General features: G+C 50.4%; 1 protein-coding gene. It reads left to right on the plus strand.

What is annotated here, in order from left to right; translation table 11 throughout:
- The first annotated feature begins 4 nt into the window (after positions 1–4).
- Positions 5–24,439 carry an SDR family NAD(P)-dependent oxidoreductase gene (locus tag JSQ80_RS29550; protein ID WP_418888879.1) on the plus strand — a complete coding sequence of 8,145 codons (24,435 nt, stop codon included), beginning with the start codon at positions 5–7 and terminating at the stop codon, positions 24,437–24,439.
- Positions 24,440–24,441 lie beyond the last annotated feature (2 nt).

Raw genomic sequence — 24,441 nt, forward strand, 5'->3', positions numbered from 1 at the left:
AACCATGGATTTAAGGGATGTACTGAAAGCACTGAAGGAAAAAAAATTAACGCCGGAAGAGGCAAGTAGAGAATTGCAAAAAATCAATTCCGGTCATCATGACAACAGCATAGGCTTGATACCGGAAAAATCGGATGAGCGCGAGTGTAAATTTGAATCAAGCATTCGTATGGACGAACCCATTGAAGATCGGGAAAACCGAAATGTGCCGGAGCAAAGGGAAGCGATTGCCGTCATCGGCATATCCGGACGATATCCGAATGCGGATGACACGGATCAATATTGGGATATTCTCGTTAATGGTAAAAATACCATACGAGAGATCCCTGTTTCACGGTGGGATATAAATCAGTATTATGATCCCCAAATTGCAAAAGAAGGGAGCATATACTGCAAACATATCGGTATGATCGACGATGCCGAATGTTTTGATTCCTTGTTTTTTGAAATTCCGCCGTCGGAAGCCAAGATGATGGATCCCCAGCACCGGATTTTCCTGCAGGAGGGATATAAAGCCTTTGAGGATGCCGGTTATAGCCGACAGGCTCTGAGCAATAGGAAATGCGGTGTATACCTGGGAATTGTCAATGGTGAATATGGCGGACTTCTTCAGCAAAGCGGTAATGAAAAGATAAGTGCTACGGGCAACAGTAATGCCATCGGTGCTGCACGCATTGCTTATTACCTCAACCTGAAAGGCCCTGCCATATCCATTGATACAGCATGTTCCTCTTCACTGGTCGCTACTCATCTGGCCACGCAGGCGCTGTTGGGCGGGGAAATCGATATGGCGTTGGTCGGGGGGGTGAGTTTATATCTCACCCCTGAATCTTATATCGCCATGTGTTCGACCGGAATGTTATCTCCAGATGGCCAGTGCAAAACCTTTGATAACAGTGCGAACGGGTTCGTCCCGGGGGAAGGCGCCGGAGCAGCGGTTTTAAAAAGGCTGAAAGATGCGGTGGCTGATCATGATCATATCTACGGCCTCATTATCGGGTCCGGCATCAATCAGGACGGAAAGACAAATGGGATCACAGCACCCAATTTGGGTAGTCAGATCGAGTTGGTACGGGATATTTATGAACGCTACCGTATTGATCCGGCAAGCATAAGCTATGCTGAGATGCATGGAACCGGCACAAAACTGGGAGATCCCGTTGAGCTTGAAGCCTTGTCAACAGCATTCGGTGAAAAAATCGGTATACGGAATTATTGCGCCATCGGTTCAGCCAAGAGCAACATTGGTCACACTTCGGCGGCAGCGGGTATGGCGGGTCTTCATAAAATATTGTTGTGCCTGAAGCACGGGAAACTGGTGCCGACGTTGAACATCCAAACCCCCAATGAACACTTTAATTTCAAGGATTCTCCGTTTTATATCAATACAGATACCAGACCATGGGAAGGGGTTCAAGGTTATCCCCGGCGGTCGAGCATTAGTTCCTTTGGCTATAGCGGCACCAATGCCCATGCCGTAATTGAAGAGTACGTTGATCCGCATGCATCAGGCATAAAGAAAGCACCGATGACCATCAGCAGCCAACATCCGGGCTTGTTTATCCTTTCGGCACGAAACGAAGCCCAGCTCAATAATTACGTCCAAAAGATGAAAGACTGCCTCGAGGAAAATCATACCATCGATCTTGTCAATCTTTTGTATACCTTGCAGGTAGGCAGGGAACCCATGGATGAACGGCTCGCAATCCTTGTTTCCGGCAGGGAGGATTTATCCGAAAAACTCTCGCTTTATTTGGGGAATGGGGATGGCAGACCAGACATACTCCGGGGCAAAGTGAAAAAGAACGATATTCGGCTCAAAGGTGCTGCAGACCGGCTGAAAAAAGATTTAAGTGCGACCGGAGACAGGAGAACCGGAAATGCTCTCGATTCGCAAAAACTTGTTCAACTGGCACAGCGGTGGATGAACGGCGAGGTCGTGGACTGGGGAACCTTGTATTACGGGTATGCGCCGCGACGGATCCCCCTTCCGACTTACCCCTTTGAAAAGGAAGTCCATTGGGTGCCCCAAAAGGAGAAGAGCGCTCCGCGGAAAGCAGTGGACAAGCCGGATTCAACTTTGATCCATCCATTGCTGCATGAGAATGTTTCTGATTTTTCTGAGCAAATCTTCCGCTCGGTTTTCACCGGTCATGAGTTTTTCCTTGCCGATCATCGGATAAGTGACCGAAAAATACTGCCGGGGGCAGCTGTTCTGGAAATGGCCCGGGCGGCCGGTGAACTGGCGGGCGGGAAAGCGATCCACAGTATCAGAGATATCATCTGGCTCTACCCGATCGAGGTTAATGATGACAGGCAGACCGTAAATATCCGCCTGTATCCGGATGGGGATAGAGCAGCTTTCGAGGTGAGCATTCCGGACGAATCAGGCCGGTATAGCGGAGAAGAGATTCTGTGCGCAGAGGGGAAACTCGAATATGAGTATAGCGCCGATGCTCGGGAGAGCCAAGATTCATTAGACATCGCAACACTTAAAGCCCGCTGTCGCACCGGGAGCGAGGGGCAAAGGATTTATGGAGCGATGAAGGCCGACGGGCTGGTGTATGGGCCTTACTTTCAGACGATTGAGGAAGTGAATTATAACGATAATGAGGTGTTGGCCCGACTTAAGCTTATGGTGACGGATATAAGTGACAGGCGTGAAGAGGTGAAAGATTTTATTTTACATCCCGCCTTGCTGGATGGGGCATTACAGTCCATATCCTCACTTTTCCAAACGAGTGAAGGGCAGAAAGAGCAACTCTACCTGCCTTTTTCTCTGGACAGGATCTGGATACGCTCTCCTCTGCCGGAAGCGGGCTATGTGTACGCAACGAAATCAATAAAACAGTTCAATACCAAAGATGGTGATGATTTAATAAAGAATTTTGATATCAAAGTCGTGGACGACACGGGAAAAATATGTGTGGAGATCGAAGGGTTTCATGTGAAGGCGGTTCAGAACAAGAGTAACCAGACGGATAGGATTGACCCAATTGCCTTATCGCCTGAATCCACACTCTATTTTGAAAACGTATGGGAAGCCAGGGAAAGAGCCGTGAAGGAAGACCGGCTTGAAACGGAATCGCCCGGACCTATATTGCTTTTTGATATAAATGCGGAACTTCGTGCAACGTTACAAACGCTGGCGGGCAAACAGAGGGAACAGGCAAACACGATTCTCTTGGTCAAACCGGGAACGGAATACAAGGCGATCGGCAATCATATCTACGAAATCAATCCCTCGAATCCGGAAGATTACAGGACGTTGCTTGCGCATTTGAAACATCAAGATCTTATCCCGAACCGGATTATCCACTATTGGTCATCCGATGAATCGGTAAGGAAACCGAACCAGATCGATGAAAGACTGGAACGGGGGATTTATTCCGTAGTCGCTTTAAGTCAGGCGCTAATGGAACTGAAACCCCAGAATAAGGTGCGGCTCCTTTATGCATTTCCAGGCGAGGAAGAAGCAACAATTCCGGAATTTGGCGCCATGAGCGGTTTTTCCAAGATTATACACATGGAAAATCCTGCATTTATTTATAAAACGGTTGAGCTGATCACTTCAAGGATGAGTTTATCTGAGATTGCAGCGTTGTTATGGAGGGAATTCCTCGAGAAAGACCGCGAGGTCCAAATTCGCTATGATGGACAGCGGCGCTGGGTCAAGAAAATCAGGGAGATAGGAAGGGAGCATGAGTCTCTTTCCAGCAGCTTATTGAAAGACAACGGTGTCTATCTCATCACCGGCGGTCTCGGAGCGCTTGGAGTACTATTTGCGTGGTATTTGTGTGAGAAGGTGAAAGCCAGAATTGTGCTGGCCGGCCGCAGGGAACAGGATGAATGGGTCTTGAGCCATCTGCAAGAGATCGAAGCCTCCGGTTCAGAGGTGCTTTATGTCCGGGCGGATATATCGAGAAGACAGGATGTCGAAGAACTTGTGTCCAAAGCGAAGGCCCGATTCAATAGAATCGACGGCATCATCCATTCCGCAGGTGTCATCAGGGACGCTTTCATCTTGAAAAAGAGCCGGGAGGATATGGCGGCAGTACTGGCGGCCAAGGTCTACGGGACGAGGTATCTGGATGAGGTATTACAGGATGAGCCGCTCGACTTTTTTGTCATGTTTTCTTCCATAGCTTCAGCATTGGGCAATATCGGACAATGTGATTACGGGTATGCCAACAGTTATATGGATCATTTTGCGGCAAGCCGGGAAGAGCATCGGGCAGAAGGCAAGCGGTCTGGCAAAACCCTTTCCATCAATTGGCCATTGTGGGCGGATGGCGGGATGACCATCGAGCAAGAGTCGATCAAGTGGATGGAAGAGCAGGCAGGGATGATCCCTTTGAACCGGGAAGAAGGCATTCAGGCATTGGAGGATGGGTTGCGCATTCCGGTTCCCCAGTTAATTGTGATGAAGGGAGAGGTGAGCAGGATCCGTCAGGCGCTTCATGTTGCCAGCCCTCATATGATCAGTGGAGGGACAAACGGGCAAAGTTCTGCGCGCAATCGAAAGGTTGCTCATTCAGAAAAGGGAACCGAAGCGTCAGAAATAGGAAGAGAGCAGTTAAGGGAAGAGACGGAGCGCTACCTGAAAGAGGTCTTATCCCAAAAAACAGAAATCAATGTCGATAAAATCGATGTTTCAGAGTCGTTTGGAGATTACGGGATCGATTCGATCCTGATTATGAGTCTTACCCGCTCACTGGAGGAAGCGTTTGGCGAACTGTCCAAGACGCTATTCTTTGAATACCGAAATATTCGGGAACTGGCAAGCTACTTCATTGAGCATAAGACGGAAACTTTAGCACAAATCTTTGGAAAAGTTCCTGTTAAAAACGCAGAGGCCACGGTGGAACCCCCTAGGAAAAGACAGGGTGAAAAAACACCGGTTGTCAGGGACCGATTCCGGTTTTCCGCCTCGGACGGACGGGTTCAACGGGAGGCTGGACAATATGCGGATGATATCGCCATCATCGGTGTGAGCGGGCGCTACCCCATGGCTGATAACCTGGAGCAATTCTGGGAAAACCTGAAAAACGGAAAGGACTGCATCACTGAAATTCCGCCGGAGAGATGGGATTACCGCCGCTATTACGATCCGGACAAGGAAAAGCTGGGAAAGACATACAGCAAATGGGGCGGATTCATAAACGATGTGGAGATGTTCGATCCGCTTTTTTTCAATATTCCACCTATCGATGCTGAATTCATAGATCCGCAAGCCCGGCTCTTCATGCAGGTTTCTTGGCAAGCTCTAGAAGATGCCGGCTATACCCGAACCGCTCTTGAGAAGGATAAGGTAGGGGTCTTTGTTGGTGTCATGTACGGCATGTACGAGTTGTTCGAAGGTGAGATCAAAGGAACGAGAGTTCCGGTCGGATCCTCCTACAGCTCGATTGCCAACCGCGTCTCCTATTTTTTCAACTTCCAGGGACCGAGCATGGCAGTGGATACAATGTGTTCGTCGTCGCTGACAGCCCTCCATCTGGGGTGCGAGAGCATCCGAAATGGCGAGAGCGACCTTGTCATTGCGGGAGGAGTGAATCTTACTCTTCATCCTAATAAATACATTCTGTTAAGCGTAGGCAAATTCACTTCCAGCGACGGCCACTGCAGGAGTTTCGGGGAAGGCGGAGACGGTTATGTTCCTGGGGAAGGCGTGGGGGCCGTCTTGTTAAAGCCACTACGCAAAGCCATCCAAGACAAGGATCACATCTATGCGGTGATCAAGGGCAGTTCCATCAATTCCGGCGGGAAAACCAGTGGATTTACCGTTCCCAATCCGAACGCCCAGGGCGACCTGATCAAAGCGGCGCTTGACCGGACAGGCATCGACCCGCGAACGATCGGTTATATTGAAACTCACGGGACGGGAACTTCTTTGGGAGATCCGATAGAGATTACGGGGCTGACCAAGGCCTTCCGGGAACAGACCATTGACAATCAATACTGCTCCATCGGCTCGGTCAAATCGAATATCGGCCACCTCGAATCTGCAGCCGGAATAGCCGGATTGACCAAGGTGCTGCTCCAAATGCAGCATCGTCAATTGGTTCCCTCCATTCATTCCGAACCAATCAATCCGCACATCAGTTTCAAGAAAACACCCTTTTACGTCCAGCAGACGCTGCAGCACTGGGAGGAGCCGGTTGTCCGGAAAAACGGCAAAGAAAGCCGTTACCCGCGCCGGGCTGGAATCAGTTCATTCGGCGCAGGGGGAGCCAACGCCCATATTATCGTTGAGGAATATCAGTCGATAGATCCGGAGTCTTCCGGAGAGAATAATGTTCCGGAACTTTACGTTCTCTCCGCCCGGAACGAGGAGAGGCTGAAGGAGTATACTGCCTTGCTCCTTGATTATCTGAAAAAGCGAACAGGCTCGCTGCCGGAGGGACAATCGGCACTTACACTATCGTCCGGTGTCTCTCGTCCGGCAAGCGGACCTGCTCTTGCAAGAATTCGCAATGAGATCATCTATATCGCCTCCCAAATCATCGGCGTGAATGAATCCGATATCGATCTGGACAGGGATGTGGAGGAATACGGATTTGATCAGGTTCAATTCCAGCTTTTCCAGAATCAAATTAACCAACATCTGGAGATCGATATACCTCCTGCGGTGTTCAACATCTTGCGTTCCATCGATTCCATTGTGGAATATATCGGCGGCCTTGCGGAAGCAGGAGCATCAGAGCGTCAAACCGTAGATTTATTGCCTTCCTTAAATAGCGCTTCGGTTGCCTATACGTTGCAAGTTGGAAGGGAGGCCATGGAGGAACGGCTGGCGATTGTTGCGAAGAGCATGGATGAGTTGACCGAAAAGCTGGCGCTATATCTGGAAGGAAAAGAGAGGATCGAACAGCTTTACAGGGGGAATATCCTCAACGACAAACGGAATTCAGATCCGATTGTTGAAGGCCATACGGGAAATACGTTTATTTCATCCTTGATTCATGCACGGGAGCTTAATAAACTCGCCGAGTTATGGGTTGCAGGAGCGGATCTGGACTGGCGTCTATTATATGGGGAGCAGACCCCGTACCGTATACCGTTGCCGACTTATCCTTTTGCCAAAGAACGTTGTTGGGTGATGGGTATCGAAAATAGGGAAGAAGGTAAGATCCTATCTGTCGAAACGATTCATCCCCTTTTGCATCGGAATACCTCGAACGTTTATGAATTGCGCTATAGCTCAAGCTTCAGCGGAAGTGAGTTTTTCCTGGAAGATCATCTGGTAGAAGGGAAAAAGATTTTGCCAGGTGTAGTCTGCCTCGAAATGGCTCGCGCGGCTATCCATTGCGCAATGGGACTTAAGGCTGGGGATGGTATATCCATACGTCTAACAAATGTTGTGTGGATCTTACCGGTCGAGGTTGGGGATCAGGCAGTAACCCTCCATATTTCACTCCTTCCCGACGAATCGGGTGAGATCGCTTTTACGATCTATCGTGATGGGGCGGATGAAGAGGCCGAACCCTTGGTATATTGCCGGGGAAATGCCCAATTGGACCAAGCTGCGGATATGTTTCCAATGGATATCGAGTCTCTCAAGTCGCAATGCAGGATAAGCAGCCTGGATGGGGAGGGGTGCTATAACCTTTTCAAAACTTTGGGGATCGATTATGGACCAAGTCATCAGGGGATCGAGAATCTATATCAGGGTGAGAATCAGGTGCTGGCCGGTCTATCCTTGCCGTATTCCCTTGAAAACAGTTTCTCGCAATATATCCTTCATCCCAGTCTGCTAGATGCCGCATTACAGGCATCAATCGGTCTTTCGCTGCCTCTGGTGCCATCATACGGAACGGCATTCACCGGCACCACGGATCACCGGAAAGCAGCACTGCCCTTTGCATTAAACGAATTAGAGATTTTTAGGGCTTGCTCTCCGAAGATGTGGGCATTGATCCGCCCGGATTCGAGTAGTAAACCGGGAGGCAGCGTTAAGAAACTCAATATCGATATGTATGATACCCAAGGTCATCTCTGTGTACGTCTGAAACAGATCGCATTCCGAGCACCTGAAAATGAAGCGAATTTGCTCGATGCAGCGGGCACCGGACCAACTGAACAGCTAATGTTCATCCCGCAGTGGAAAGTGAAGGCGGCATCCGTGTACGCCGAAGATCCTGAATACAGCCGGAGGCTTGTCATACTCTGTGAGCCAAAAGATAAGCTTTTGGAAGGGGTCAAAGCCCGATTGACGGATACTCCGTGCATTGCCTTGAAGTCCGGAGCGTCGAGCGCTGCGGCCCGGTTCCAGGACTATACAGTTCAACTGTTAACAGAAACCCGGGATATTCTCGCAAGCAGGCGGAAAGAGAAAGTCCTGATTCAGCTCTATATCCAAACAGATGACGAGACTCGGGTTTTTGCCGGCCTTTCCGGTTTTCTGAAGACAGCACAGTTGGAAGCTCCCCATCTCCTATGTCAATTGATTGAATCAGAGCGAGAGAGCAATGCCGATGTAATCACCACAATTCTGAATGAAAATAGCAAATGTCCGTTGGACCATCATGTCCGTCACACGGAGCGCGGACGGCTGGTATGGGAGTTGAAGGAATGCGCCGTTGCTTCTGAAGAAAGCCGGAAGCTTCCCTGGAAGGATGGCGGGGTGTATCTTGTTGCCGGTGGCGCAGGCGGTCTGGGGCTTATTGTTGCAGATGAAATTACCCGAGAAACCAAGAATCCGGTCCTGATCTTGGCGAGCCGGTCAGCACTAAAGGAAAATGTTGCGGCTCATTTGCGAGAGCTGGAAGCGGGCGGCGCTACGGTTCGATACAAAGAAGCCGATGTGACGGATGAACGCTCGGTCAATGACCTTGTTCAAGGAATCATACAAGAGTTTGGAAGCATTCAAGGTATTATTTATTGTTCGGGTGTCATTCGCGATAGTGTGATCTTAAAGAAGAACGAGAGGGAGCTGCGTGAGGTTCTGGCTCCAAAAGTTATGGGACTCGTCAACTTGGATCAAGCAACAAGAGAACTGCCCTTGGATTTCTTGATCCTCTTCTCCTCCATGGCAGGCGTTACAGGCAATATCGGTCAATCCGACTATGCTGCCGCAAATGCTTTTATGGACCATTTTGCCGTTCGCAGAAATCAGTTGGCAGCGATGAGCAAGCGTTCCGGGCATACGCTATCGATCAACTGGCCGCTATGGCGCGACGGGGGAATGAGGATGGCCGTTGAAATGGAAAAGCTGATCCGGGAAGGCACTGGCCTTGTTCCGATGCGCAGCACAACAGGAATGGAGCTGTTGTATGCGAGTGTTGCATCCGGCCAGACCCAAGTAATAGCGCTTGAAGGCCATGCTGAGAAGATCCGCAGTTATATGTTCAACCGTTTGCCTGATTCCGCAGACACAGGGAATCAATCGTTGATTGCGGAACAAACTTCTTACACGCCCTACGATGAAGAGAGCATTCAGGAACAGTGTGTCAACGTATTGAAGCGTATGCTTTCCTCTGAGCTCAAGCTTCAAGCTGAACGAATCGACGCCCGTGTTCCATTGGAAACATACGGAATCAATTCTGTGTTGATCATGCAATTGACCAGCCAACTAGAAAAGACCTTCGGTTCCCTGCCCAAAACATTATTTTTCGAGTACCAGAGCCTGACGGAATTATCGAGGTATTTTTATGAATCCTATCCCGAACGCGTGAGGACGCTGTTAGGCATTAACCCAGATCCGGCTTCATCTCAGCCGATGCAGCCTAACGCAATCGTGGCGGCAAAACAGGCTGAACCAGGACATAACATGAAAATCCCGCTATGGAAGGTTAGAAAATTCTCTCCGTTTCTTTCCGGTAGTACAGAGGAGAGAGAATCCACAGGGTTGGATCTGGCCATTATCGGATTGGCGGGACAATATCCCCAAGCGGCAAACCTTGAGGAATTCTGGAACAACCTGAAGGAGGGCAGAGATTGCATCACCGAGATTCCCAAAGAACGCTGGGATCACAGTCACTACTACGACGAAGATAAGAAAAAGCAGGACAAGACCTATGCGAAATGGGGCGGTTTCGTCGATGGTGTCGATTATTTCGATCCCCTCTTTTTTAATATCTCGCCGCGTGAAGCGGAAATCATGGATCCTCAGGAACGATTGTTCTTGCAGTGTGTGTACCATGCGATAGAGGATGCCGGCTATACCCGCCATACGCTTGGGAGGAATATGGAGTTCGAACTCACGGGTAATGTCGGCGTTTTCGTGGGTGTCATGTATGAAGAATACCAGCTTTATGGGGCGCAGGCTCAACTGCAAGGCAACATGTTCACGCTTAATGGCAGTCCGGCATCGATTGCCAACCGTGTTTCCTATCTCTGCGGTTTCCATGGGCCGAGTATGGCGATTGATACGATGTGCTCCTCGTCGTTGGTCGCGATTCATCTTGCCTGCCAGAGCATCATGAACGGAGAGTGTGAAGTGGCGGTTGCAGGCGGGGTCAACCTATCCCTTCATCCCAACAAATTTCTGATGCTTGGCCAAAGCCGATTCATGTCACGCAAGGGAAGGTGTGAAAGCTTTGGGAAGGGAGGAGACGGCTATACACCGGGAGAAGGTGTTGGGGCAATCCTTTTGAAACCCAAGGAAGAGGCGATTGCCGATGGAGACCATATTTACGGCATCATAAGAGGATCGGCAATTAATCACGGGGGCAAAACAAACGGGTACACGGTTCCTAATCCTGGGGCCCAAGCCAGTGTTATCAAAAGAGCGTTGAAGCAGTCCGGCATAAATCCAAGAACCATTAGCTACATTGAAGCTCATGGCACCGGTACCTCGCTGGGCGATCCGATAGAGATCTCCGGCCTGAAAAAGGCTTTTGAAGACCAAACTGAAGATCAACAGTTCTGCCGGATCGGTTCCGTAAAATCCAATATCGGCCATTGTGAAAGCGCCGCAGGACTTGCCGGGGTGACCAAGGTGCTCTTGCAGATGAAGCATCGGCAGATTGCTCCTTCTTTACATTCAACGGAGCTCAATCCCCATATCGATTTTATCCATAGTCCGTTTACCGTTCCCCAAGAACTGACGGAATGGAAACGTCCCTTGATCAGCCATAATGGCGAGAACAAGGAATATCCGCGAATCGCTGGGATCTCATCCTTCGGGGCAGGTGGCGCCAATGCGCATCTCATCATCGAGGAATATATTCCACAAGAATCATCACTGCCCGAGGTTGTTGTTTCTAGTCGACAACTCGTCATCATTGTTCTCTCTGCTAGAAAAGAAGATCAGCTTAAGGAACAAGCAGAGCAATTGCTAACATGGATTCGCAAAGAGCTACCGGCAGCTGCAGACTTGCGCAACCTGGCATATACGCTTCAGGTCGGACGGGAGGCAATGGAGGAGCGTCTTGCGTTTACCGTAACTTCGGTTGCCGATCTGGAGGGGAAATTGAACGAATACCTGGAAGGAACAAACGGAGCAGGAGTTATTTATAGGGATCAGGCAAATAGCTTCAACAATGTGCTGAGCGTGTTTGATTCGGACAAGGAACTTCAGGATGCATTGGGAAAATGGTTCAAGCAGGGCAAGTATGGGAAATTGCTTGAGCTTTGGGTCAAGGGCCTGTCTCTCGACTGGAACGAACTGTACGGAGAGAACAAGGCCAAGCGCCTCAGCCTGCCGACCTATCCTTTTGCCAAAGAGCGGTATTGGATGCCTGATGATGTGCTCTCTCAAGGCACGTTCGTGGTTCAGAACAATTCATCCTGGATTCATCCATTTTTACAGCAGAATACCTCTGATTTTACCGAACAAAGGTATAGCTCTTTGTTCACCGGCACGGAATCCTTTTTCTCAGACCATCTGATCAATGGGAACAAGATCTTGCCTGCAGTGGTCTGCATCGAAATGGCTCATGCAGCGCTTATGAATGCGGTAAATAACGGATCTCGGGAACTTCCGAATGTGCGGTTTAAGGAGGTTGTCTGGATTAGGCCTTTAATGGTTGCCGATCAACCGATTCAAGTTCATATCGGACTCACCCCGGAAAAGAATGGGGAGGTAGCCTTCCGGATTTACAGTATGCCTGAGGGAGTCCAATCAGAACCGTTCATATATTGTCAAGGCCATGCTTGTTTAGAAATCGGAAGTACTATGCCGAAGGTTGACCTTAGCGATCTGCACGCTCAATGTGTTCAAGGAAATCTTGATTCTGGTACGGTTTACGATAACTTCAAGTACATGGGGATGGATTATGGCGCCAGTCAGCGAGGCATTGCATCCATCTGTCTGGGAGAGAGTCAGCTTTTAGCTCATCTGATGCTGCCGGATTCCTTGGCAAATACCATCTCTCAGTTCACTCTGCATCCCTGCATGATGGATTCAGCCCTGCAGGCCTCCATCGGGATTACGGCGGATGCCAGCCAACCGGGTTTACCCGCCGGAACGGTTGCGGCAACGCCGAAAATTCCTTTCTCGATACGGCAAATGACCGTATATAGAGGCTGCTCTTCCAAGATGTGGACCTGTATACGGCCAAGCAAGGATCATGGACATGGGATGACCGGAGGGGAAACCCTGGATATCGATCTCTGTGACGAAGCGGGGAATGTCTGCGTTCGGATCGAGAATATGCATTTCCGTCCATTGAAAATGGATGAACCGGTAAACAGTGCGAGTCTGACCGGAGACGATCGAAATGATAAAAAAACAGTCGATTCCTTAATGTTCAGTCCGGTCTGGAAAGATCAGTCCGTTCCCCCTGGGAGCAGTTTCCCTCCATACGCCAAGCGGATGGTAATTTTGTGCGAACTGAACGGGAATATAAACAATAAATTACAGGCCGGGTTGAATCATGCGCAATGCATTGTCTTGCAAGCGGGATCCGGCGGAACTGTGGCCGATCGTTTCCAGGCTTGTACGGCCAATGTATTTGAACTGATTCAAAAGGAGATGGCTGATAAGCCGCAAGGGGATCTGTTGATCCAGGTCGTGGTTCCCGTGACGGCTGACCGCTGTCTGTTCCTGGGATTGGCAGGGTTGCTGAAAACCGCGCACTTGGAAAATCCGCATCTGTGGGGCCAATTGATCGGTGTGGACAATGAAGTAAATGCCGGCCAAATGATCGCGAGACTTGATGAGAATGCCTGCCGTTCCACCGACAGCCCGGTGCTCTACCGGAACGGAAAGCGCTCGGTATTGAGGTTCGAGGAAGTCAGCCTTCCCCCTACAGTAGCGAAGCTGGTTCCATGGAAAGACGGGGGAGTTTATCTCATTACCGGAGGCATGGGTGGACTGGGCCTGATATTTGCCCGGGATATCGCTAGCAAAGTAAAGAATGGTGTACTGATTTTGACGGGACGGTCCGCGTTGTCCGGGGATCATGAGACTCGGTTGCAGGAATTGATTCGCCCTGGATTAGAGGTCGTGTACCAGCAAGTGGATGTCTGTGAGCCGGAAGACGTGGAAACGCTGTTCCAGACAATTCGGCATGAGTTTGGCGGCTTGAATGGGATCATCCATTGTGCTGGCCTGACGCGGGACAATCTTATTTACAAAAAGACACGGGATGAAGTACGTGAGGTGCTTTCTCCCAAGGTTCAGGGCGTCATGAACCTGGATCAGGCAAGCAAAGAGATGGATCTCGACTTGTTTGTGCTCTGTTCCTCCCTGTCGGGAATTACGGGCAATATGGGTCAGGGCGATTACGCAGCGGCCAATGCATTTATGGATGTTTTCTCCACCTATCGGGAAGAACTGGTTCAGGCGAATCAACGCAAGGGCCAAACCCTTTCGGTGAATTGGCCATTGTGGCGGGATGGTGGAATACAACTGGATGAAGAGTTGGAAAGAGCGATGACCAAACGTTCCGGAATTACGGCCATGTCTACGGATACGGGCTTGAACCTCCTCTATTATTCGTTAGCTCTAAAACTAGCCCAAGCCATACCGCTCGAGGGAGATGCGGAAAAGATCCGCACCCTGTTCACCGAAGTGCCGGATGCTCCAGAGCAATTGGCCGGCAAATCCATAAGTACGACAGAAGAGGACAGGAGCAAGATCTTTGATTTCCAAGCGAGCTCGCTACGTGAAAAAGCGGTGTTGGCGTTGAAGCAGATTTTCGCCGCCGAGCTCAAACTGCCGGCTCAGCAAATTGGTGAGAAGGTTCCAATGGAGAAGTATGGAATAGATTCTATCCTAATCATGAAATTGACCGAGCAACTGGAAAAGACTTTCGGCCCCTTGCCCAAAACTTTGCTCTTTGAATATCAGAATATCTCTGCGGTCACCCATTATTTTTCTAAAAATTTTCCGAATGAGCTTGCCAAACTGACGGGCGTAACCGGGGAGGCGGCATTAACAAGACCAGTGCACCAAACTTTACAGGCCGAAGATCCGAGGAAATTCCGGAACGAGCCGGTGAATAAGGCTAAAATGCCCGTTCCCGGTATGTTGCCCTCCCGCTTCTTGCCGGCGCATGTGGAATCCGAAACGGGGCGGGAATCATCGGCAACAGAAATCGCCATCATTGGACTGTCCGGCGCTTTCCCCGAAGCGGAAAATTTGGAAGAGTTCTGGGAGAATCTGCGGCAGGGAATGGATTGCATTACCGAAATTCCAGCATCACGTTGGGAGCATAGCAGCTATTATCACCAGGATAAGAATCATCCGGGAACTACCTATACAAAGTGGGGCGGTTTCCTGAAAAACGTCGACCTTTTTGATTCCATGTTCTTCAATATATCGCCACGGGAAGCAGAGATTATGGATCCCCAAGAGCGGCTATTCCTGCAATGCGCATATGCAGCCATCGAAGACGCCGGATATACCCGGCAGGAGTTCGGTTATGAGCCTGGTTCAGCCGTGCGGCGGAACGTGGGTGTTTACGTTGGCGTGATGAATGAGGAATACCAGTTTTATGGTGTTCAGGAGCAGATGCTCGGCCGACCTATTGTACTTTCGGGCAATCCGTCATCGATCGCCAACCGAGTTTCCTATTTCTGTGACTTCCACGGTCCGAGTCTGGCCATCGACACCATGTGTTCTTCTTCCCTGGTTGCCATCCACCTGGCTTGTCAGGCGATCAAAAACGGGGAATGCGAGATCGCCCTGGCAGGCGGAGTGAATGTGTCGATTCATCCTAACAAATACCTAATCCTCGGCCAATCGAGATTCGCATCGTCCAATGGCAGATGCGTAAGCTTTGGACGCGGGGGCGACGGGTATGTTCCGGGAGAAGGTGTGGGAGCAGTGATTCTCAAGCCCAAGGGAAAGGCCATTGCGGACGGGGATCATATCTATGGGGTCATCCGGGGAACATCCATTAATCATGGCGGCAAAACAAATGGGTATACCGTGCCCAACCCCGCGGCACAGACTGAGGTTATCGCCACAGCCTTGAAAGAAGCCGGAATCAATGCCCGGACCATCAGTTATGTGGAAGCACATGGAACCGGAACGGCACTTGGGGACCCGATCGAAATTGCCGCTCTGAACAAAGTATTCGAAGAGTATTCGGCGGACACCCAGTTCTGCGCCATTGGATCGGTCAAGTCGAATATCGGCCATTGCGAGAGCGCCTCGGGTGTTGCTGGACTCGCAAAAGTTCTGCTCCAGATGAAGCATCGGCAGATTGTCCCATCCTTGCATTCCCGGGAACTGAATCCGAATATCGATTTTATTCACAGTCCCTTTTCCGTACCGCAGGAGTTAATGGAATGGAGACGGCCCGTAGTAGACATCGACGGTGAAGTCAAGGAATACCCAAGAATCGCCGGCATCTCTTCTTTCGGCGCTGGCGGATCTAACGCCCACATCTTAGTGGAGGAATATATCAACGAGGGCGATCACGAGCCGACAACCACACCTGATCTGTCAAGACCGGCGGTGGTGGTGTTATCTGCTAAAACCGGGGAGCGTCTCTATGAAGCGGCAGAGCGTTTATTAGCTGCGGTTAGCAGCCAGAAACACTCGGATCTGAATATCATCGATATCGCCTACACACTTCAGGTTGGGCGAGAGGCTATGGAGGAGCGTTTGGCGTTCCTGGCAACATCTCCGGAAATGCTCGCAGATAAGTTGCGGGCTTTCATCAGCCAGAAAGCGACCGGAGACCTCTACCGCGGACAGGTTCAAGGGGTTGACAACCTCATACAAGCCTTGGAAACAAGTGAAGAACTGTTGGAAGCGGTAAATAAATGGATAGAGCGAGGAAACTATGAGAAACTGTGTGAACTCTGGGTCAAGGGATTAAAGTTCGATTGGAGCAGTCTCTATGGTGAAAATAAGGCTCGGCGCGTGAGCCTGCCGACCTATCCTTTTGAGCGCGAAAGACACTGGGTATCGCTCAGTTCGACACCGGCATTACATGGTCAAAGTGAAACCAGACAGGGGAATAAAATCCATCCGCTCGTGCATCAAAATATCTCGAGCTTCTATGAACAGCGTTTTTGTTCCAGCTTCTCAGGACATGAGTTTTTCCTGACGGATCACTGCCTGGGAGAGCGGAAGATATTGCCCGGTGCAGCGATTCTGGAAATGGCGCGGGCAGCCGGTGAGTTGAGTGCCGAAAAGAAGATACCCGTAATCAAGGATGTCCTCTGGCTCAACCAGATCGAAGCGAAGAACGATAACTGTAACGTGTATATTCATCTTTATCCGAGTGGCAGTACTGCTGATTTTGAGGTGAGTGTTGTTGACGAAACCGCACAGATGCGTGCTCTTGCGGAGAGTGAGCGGATCATCTGTACGCAGGGGAGACTGGAGTATGAGGACGTCCCGCTGGCCGAAGCCGGTCCGGTGCCCCTTGATACGGCGGCGATTAGGGAACGTTGTCCCTTCCTAATCAAGGGCGCTGAATGTTACGATTCCATGAAGGCTAACGGTCTGATTAATGGGCCGCAATTTCAAGTGATACAGGAGCTGTATCATAACAAATCCGAGGCGTTATCTTTCTTAAAATTGCCGCCTGACCAGCAGGATAACATGATTGGGCATGCGCTTCACCCGGGCCTATTGAACGGGGCATTCCAAACTGTGCTCGGTCTGATGAAACAAGAAGATCATTCCGCTCCTACTGTCTTTATACCATTTGCGCTGTCTGAGATCCGGATATTCGCACCATTGACAGAAGAATGCATCGCGCACGCAACATGGTCAGGCAACCCGAATCCAGCGCAATCCTCAATCCAGAAATTCAACATCACCATCACGGATGGTTCAGGCAAGATATTGACCGTCTTGCGTGATTTTACGTTGAAGTCTTTTATGGTAGACGATTCATCCTTGGACGATAAAATCAATCAAACTGGTCTTGCGGATGCCGTCTCTAATATAGAAAACGGGGCTGAAATCGGGATCCAGTACTATACGGCCGTGTGGAGTGAATTGCAGAATGACAGAGCCTCTGACCGGTTAAAACAGCGTGCAGGTGGTACGGTTCTGGTGTTCGACACAGATGAAGAGCTTTTCAATTTAATAGAGACGCGGCTTAAAGACGAGAGCGATGAGTCCTCTGTCGTTCTGGTGAAGCCAGGACAAGCCTACCGTGAACTGGGCAATGGCGTTTTCGAGATGAATCCCTCGCTACAAGAGGATTACCAAAAACTGCTGCATGGACTCAGCCGCCAGGGCTTGCGGCCAGAGAGAATTATCCTCTTCAGGAATAGCAGGCACATGGCAGAAACGGAGAAGGAGCTGGATATCCATCTTGAACAGGGGGTTTATTCCCTCTTTTACCTGAGCCGGGCGCTGATGGATCAAAAGCCTGATTTCCAGATTCGGTTACTCTTTGCGTTCGTCAATGACAAGGAAGATGGCATACCTGAATACAGCGCCATGAGCGGATTCTCCAGAATCATTCGTATGGAATACCCCTCCTTCCTCTATAAAACGATCGAAATACAGCGGCCGCGAACTTCAGCCGAGGGACTGCTCGGGTGTTTAGACGCTGATCTGCTCTTAGACGAGTTCAATAAGATGGATGCAGCGATCGAGATACGATATGAGGGCAGCACCAGACTGGTTAAAGAAATGAAGGAGATTGTATCGAACCTCGAGCCTGTATCAAGCAGCCTGATCAAAGATGGAGGCGTATATGTTATCACAGGCGGACTGGGTGAGCTGGGCATGATATTTGCCCGTTATCTCGTCCGGAAGGCAAGAGCACGTCTGGTGCTGACCGGCCGAAGCGACCTGGACGAGGAAAACCGCGCTAAGCTTAAAGAGCTGGAGGCGGCAGGGTCGGAGATTTTATATGTAAAGGCCGATGTGTCCAAGCGGAAGGATGTTGAGGAGCTTGTATCCAAAGCCAAAATCAGGTTCAAAAGAATTGATGGGGTTATCCATTCCGCTGGGGTGATCAGGGATGCCTTTGTGCTGAAAAAACGGGCGGAAGAGATTGGCGAGGTACTGGCCGCCAAAGTATACGGGACGAAGCACCTCGATGAAGCGCTCCGGGATGAGCCCCTCGATTTCATGGTGCTCTTTTCGTCGGCGGCAGCAGTGCTGGGCAATATAGGGCAGAGTGATTACGGCTATGCGAATAGTTATATGGACCATTTCGCGCAGTGGCGGGAAGCTCGGCGTGCAGCCGGCAAGCGGTTCGGCAAGACTCTCTCCATCAACTGGCCGTTATGGGAAGGAGAGGGAATGACCGTTCACGAGGAATCGCTAAGGTTAATGAAAGAGTGGATGGGGATGCTGCCCCTGTCCAGTGAAGATGGCATTCCGGTCTTTGAACGGGGGTTGCAGCTGCCGGTTGCGCAGATCTTGGCGATTAAGGGGGATGGAAACAGGATCCGGACAATATTGAAGGCACCTTCGAACCTGGGAATGGCAGCAACCGGGGAAGAGTGTGTAGCTCAATCTGAAGCGAAGACCAGCCTCCCTAGGGCCAATCTAGAGATTCTGCTTAATCAGACCGAAAACTACCTGAAAGATCTGGTGTCCCGAACGACCAAAATCGCCAAGGGGAAAATACGAATTGACGAATCCTTTGGCAAGTATGGGATTGATTCCATTTTAATCATCGGGATGAACAGATCCCTGGAAGCGGACTTGGGCGAGCTTTCCAAAACACTCTTCTTTGAATATGGCAATATCAAAGAACTAGCCCACTACCTGCTGGAAAATAAACAAGAGAGCCTGCTGAAGCTCTTCGGTAAAAATTCCGGAAGCCGTCCGGCAAAATTGGAAGATGAGGGCATTGTCCGGATTCGGGAACAGGAGCAGGTTCGCGCATCCCGGTTATCGTTGCTGCAGCCCGAGCGGTTTGCTCCACGAGAAGGAACGCTCCCCGCGGAAGAGATTGCGATTATCGGGGTGAGCGGACGTTATCCTATGGCCCGAACGCTCGATGAGTTTTGGGAAAATCTGAAAGCAGGAAGGGATTGTGTTACAGAAATACCTGATGAGAGGTGGGATCACAGGCGTTACTATGATCCTGAGAAGGGGAAGCCGGGCAAAACTTATAGTAAGTGGGGAGGATTCATTGGAGATGTGGAGATGTTCGATTCCCTCTTCTTCAATATCCCGCCCGTCGAAGCTGAATCTATCGATCCTCAGGAGCGGTTGTTCCTGGAGACGACCTGGCATGCCCTTGAGGATGCCGGTTACCCAAGGAGTACGCTGGAAAAGGAGAAGGTTGGGGTATTTGTCGGAGTCATGTACGGGTTGTACCAGTTGCTGGAAACCGAAGCCAACGGGAACCGGATTTTTGCCCGCTCCTCTTACGCATCCATTGCCAACCGCGTTTCCTATTTCTTTAATTTTCACGGTCCGAGCATCGCCTTGGACACCATGTGCTCATCATCGTTGACTGCCATACACCTGGGTTGCGATAGCATCCGCAAGGGTGAATCCGATGTGGTCATCGCCGGAGGGGTCAACTTGGCGCTTCATCCCAATAAATACCTCCAGTTGAGTATGGGGAATTTCGTTTCCAGTGACGGGCGGTGCAGAAGCTTCGGTGAAGGCGGAGACGGATATGTTCCGGGTGAAGGTGTAGGCGCAGTTGTATTGAAGTCACTCGCCAGAGCCATTGCAGACGGGGACCACATCTATGCGGTCATTAAGGGAAGCTCGATCAATTCAGGCGGTAAAACCAGCGGTTACACGGTCCCGAATCCTAACGCTCAGGGAGATCTGATCAAAGATGTGCTTCAGAAGACCAACATCCATCCAACTACGATCAGCTATGTAGAGACTCACGGGACAGGCACTTCGCTGGGCGATCCGATCGAGATTGCCGGCCTTTCGAAGGCCTTTGGCGAGAATACGGACGTTCGCCAGTATTGCTCCATCGGATCGGTAAAATCGAATATCGGTCATCTGGAATCAGCATCCGGGATTGCGGCATTAACCAAAGTCTTGCTCCAGATGAAGCATAAGCAGCTGGTTCCTTCCATCCACTCGGAAGCGCTGAATCCTTATATCGCTTTCAAGGATACGCCATTTTATGTTCAGCAAACACTCCAAAAGTGGGAACCGCCTGTTGTCTCGACGAATAACGGGGAACATCGCTATCCTCGAAGGGCTGGCATCAGCTCCTTTGGAGCGGGGGGCGCCAATGCCCATATTATTCTTGAGGAATATGAAGAACCCGTATCGCCTTTACCGAACAGGGACGATTTTCCCCAGCTTTTTGTGCTCTCTGCCCGAAATGAAGACAGGTTAAAGGCCTATGCCGAACAAATGCGCTCTTTCCTTAATCGATCGGTGTCTCCTAATTCTGCCGGTCCATTATCGGAAGCAAACTCTGCAGCATTATTTGACCGGATCGGATCGATTAGGCAACAGGTCATCCAAGAGATAGCTGAGATGCTCAGTATCGACCACACAGAGGTGAATGCCGACGAACTATTTACCGACTATGGATTTGACCAATATAGCCTGACGGTTTTCAGTGAATGGCTGCAGCAAAAATGGGGAGCTGAAATTCCCCGGGATGTAACGCTTGAGCATTCCACCGTCAATCGGTTGGCCCAATATCTGGCCTCGCATTATGCTGATGAAGCGCCGGACGAGCCGGTGGCTGAGCATCAACCTGAAGCTGCGGATGCGGATGCGATTTCCCTTTCAGATTTGGCCTATACGCTTCAGGCCGGGCGCGAGAGTATGGAAGAACGGCTTGCCATTATCGCATCCAACCTGAATGATTTACGGAAGGGATTGGCTGATTACTGCAATGGCAAGCTGGATAATCCAAACCTGAAGCATGGAAATACCACCGAATTCAGGGAAAAACTCGATGTTCTCTTAAATGGCGAGGTGGCGAAAGAGCATCTGAAAAAGCTTATGAAAGAGGGTGACCTCGCGGCAATTTCCGAACTTTGGGTCATGGGAGCTGATGTTGCTTGGGAAATACTGCATGGCAACCGGAAAACTAGAAGGCTCTCTCTCCCTAATTATCCTTTTGTGCGGGAGCGCCATTGGATTATTCCAGCCGGAGGAGATGGAAGGCTTGTCCCAGATGATCGGTATCCCGAAGCAGTTGCAGTATCGCCGCCGGATCGGAGCGAGGCGCCTGCTTTAGGCCAAGGCCAAGTATTCTTGGCGGATGGCGACACGAACGATGACCGGATATTGAGCGAGGCCGTGCTCGATTATTTGAAACAGGCCTTCTCTACGATACTGAAAATCCCGGTTAGCCAACTTTCAGCCACGGCAGATTTTGATGCTTATGGAATTGATTCGATCCATATCAATCAGATCAATAAATATTTTGAAACGGTCTTTGGCAAACTGCCATCTACCCTGCTCTTTACCTATAAGAACCTGAAAGCCCTCAGCCGGTATTTTGTGGAGCAGCAGCGGGAGAAATCAATGTTAGCCATCAAATTTCCTGACAACCACCGGTTGAAGGATCCGCCTGGTAATGAGACTGGGAATGTGTCTCCGGCTTCTGCAGCCGCTGCTGCGCCATCACCCGAAGAATGGGACATTCCCGAGTCTGAACAGGGAATCGCGATTATCGGCGTGAGCGGCATGTTTCCCCAGGCCGGGAACCTAGAAGAGTTCATGCAAAATCTAATGGCAGGTAAAGATTGTATTACCGAGATTCCCAGGGAGAGATGGGATTACCGGCAATATCCGAACATTGCTTGTAAATGGGGCGGTTTTGTTAAAGATGCCGATAAATTCGACCCTCAGTTTTTCAATATTGCGCCCATCAATGCCGCGTTTATGGATCCGCAAGAACGCTTGTTCCTTCAGGCTGTCTGGAGTTGCCTGGAGGATGCGGGGTATACGCCCAAGGCGTTGGAAGATCCGGATGCCGGCGACAATAGGGGCAATGTGGCAGTGTACGCCGGGGTCACCTTTAATGGATATGGGCTGTTTGGCGCAACCGAGATGGCCAAAGGCAATGCCTTGCCGCTCAATTCGCAGATTTTTTCAGTGGCCAACCGCGTTTCTTATCTTCTGAACCTGCGCGGTCCGAGCCTCTCGGTTGATACGGCCTGCTCCTCGTCCCTTTATGCCATCCACCTCGGATGCGAAAGCCTGCTTAAGAATGAATGTGACATGGCTATAGCAGGGGGGGTTAACCTATCACTGCACCCGAGCAAGTATATCACCTTGGACTGGGCGAAATTCTTGGCCTCGGACGGCCACTGCAGGAGTTTTGGCGAAGGGGGGGACGGATATGTTCCGGGTGAAGGCGCCGGAGCCGTATTATTGAAGCCATTGTGGAAAGCCAAAAGAGATCGGGACCATATTTATGGCGTAATCAAGGGCTCGGCGGTCAATCACGGCGGAAGGACCCACGGATATACCGTGCCAAATCCCGTTGCGCAGGCCGAGGTTGTCAAGAAAGCGCTGGAACAGGCAAGCATCGATCCCCGGACCATCAGCTATATCGAGGCGCACGGTACAGGAACTTCTCTTGGCGACCCCATTGAGATATCGGCATTGACCGATGCGTTCGGTGCTTATTCGTCCGATAAGCAGTATTGTTCGATTGGCTCGGTCAAATCGAATATCGGCCATCTTGAGGCAGCGGCGGGGATTGCCCAGGTTGCCAAGGTGCTGCTCCAGTTCAAGCATAAAGTGCTGGTGCCAACCTTGCTCAATGCCGAGCGAACGAATCCGAATATTGATTTTGCCAATACTCCTTTTCGGGTTCAGCTGACAGCCGAGGAATGGAAAAAACCGGTGCTGGACCAGAACAACCAAATCGAGACGCCAAGACGCGCAGGTGTTAGCTCGTTCGGAGTCGGAGGGGTCAATGTCCACCTGATTATCGAGGAATATGAAGCGGAAGCCGAACGTCCACAGCGGAAGAGTGCTGCGCCGGTACTTGTTCCTCTGTCGGCCAAAAGCGACAAAATTCTAAAAGAATACGTCATCAATTTGAAAAATTACCTGACAAGCAGCTTGCCTGAAATGAGCGGGACCCCAGCAGGAGAAAGGGAAAACGATGCAGCGCCGGCTGATCTCAGAGATATAGCGTTTACACTGCAGACAGGCCGTATTGCCTTGCCGTACAGGGTTGCTTTTGTTGCCTTCGGATACGAGCAGCTTATCCAGTTACTCGATCTCTATCTGAGAACGGATGGAAATCCAAATCCGGAGAAGATGAAAGGACTCTATACCGGAAAGACAGCGTTGGCGGCAAACAGGGCACAACCGGAGAATCCTGCCGGGGAGAATGAGCATCTGACGCCGGAAGACAGGATTGTCGGTCTTGCTGAACAATGGGTACAGCGATCGGATATTCATTTGGCCGACCATTTGACCGAACTTTATGCCGGTTATCTTCCTTATCGCATCTCCTTGCCCGTGTATCCCTTTGAAAAAGAGAGACACTGGCTCTATGGTACTCATGGAGAGCCTTCATCCCCGGTTGACGTGACAAAGGCTGTGGAAGAAGTTGCTGTATCCTGGATCGATGAGTCTCAGACAATACCGCCAGCCATCTCCGATATCACAACCGACACGAGGCTGGAATCTTCCAGCCCGGCCAATACCAACGAGGCTGATGGCGCTGATATGGAATTTCTATATCAACTTGCCGATTCACCTGATGGCGAGCACCAGGGATTGATGGTCACCTATGTCCAGAAAATGGTCGCTTCATTACTGGTCTTTACGGAAGGCAGACTCCCTGATATCGAACAGGGATTTTTTGAGCTGGGCCTGGAGTCCATCGTCTCCGCACAGTTCAAAACCCTTCTCGAAGAGCGATTTCGTCTGGAGCTGGATAACCAGGTGCTGTTCAACTACCCGAATATCATCGAGTTATCGGGCCATATTCTCTCGCTGATTCAATGGGATGAGCTGGAAATATTCCTTGAAGCAGAGCAAACAGCGGGCTTGCCTGGGTTCGAAAATGTGGGACAAGAGGACAATAATGAGCTCTCCGCGGATGAACTGGATTGCCTGAGCCAGGATGTTCTGCCGGAAGAGATTGAAAATATGGGGGAAGCTGAACTGATCGCCCGGTTGCTCCAAGTGATTAGCGAGGAAGTATAAAA

Origin of the sequence: Paenibacillus apiarius, from assembly GCF_017052585.1 — a bacterium.
Taxonomy (GTDB): Bacteria; Bacillota; Bacilli; order Paenibacillales; family Paenibacillaceae; genus Paenibacillus_B; species Paenibacillus_B apiarius.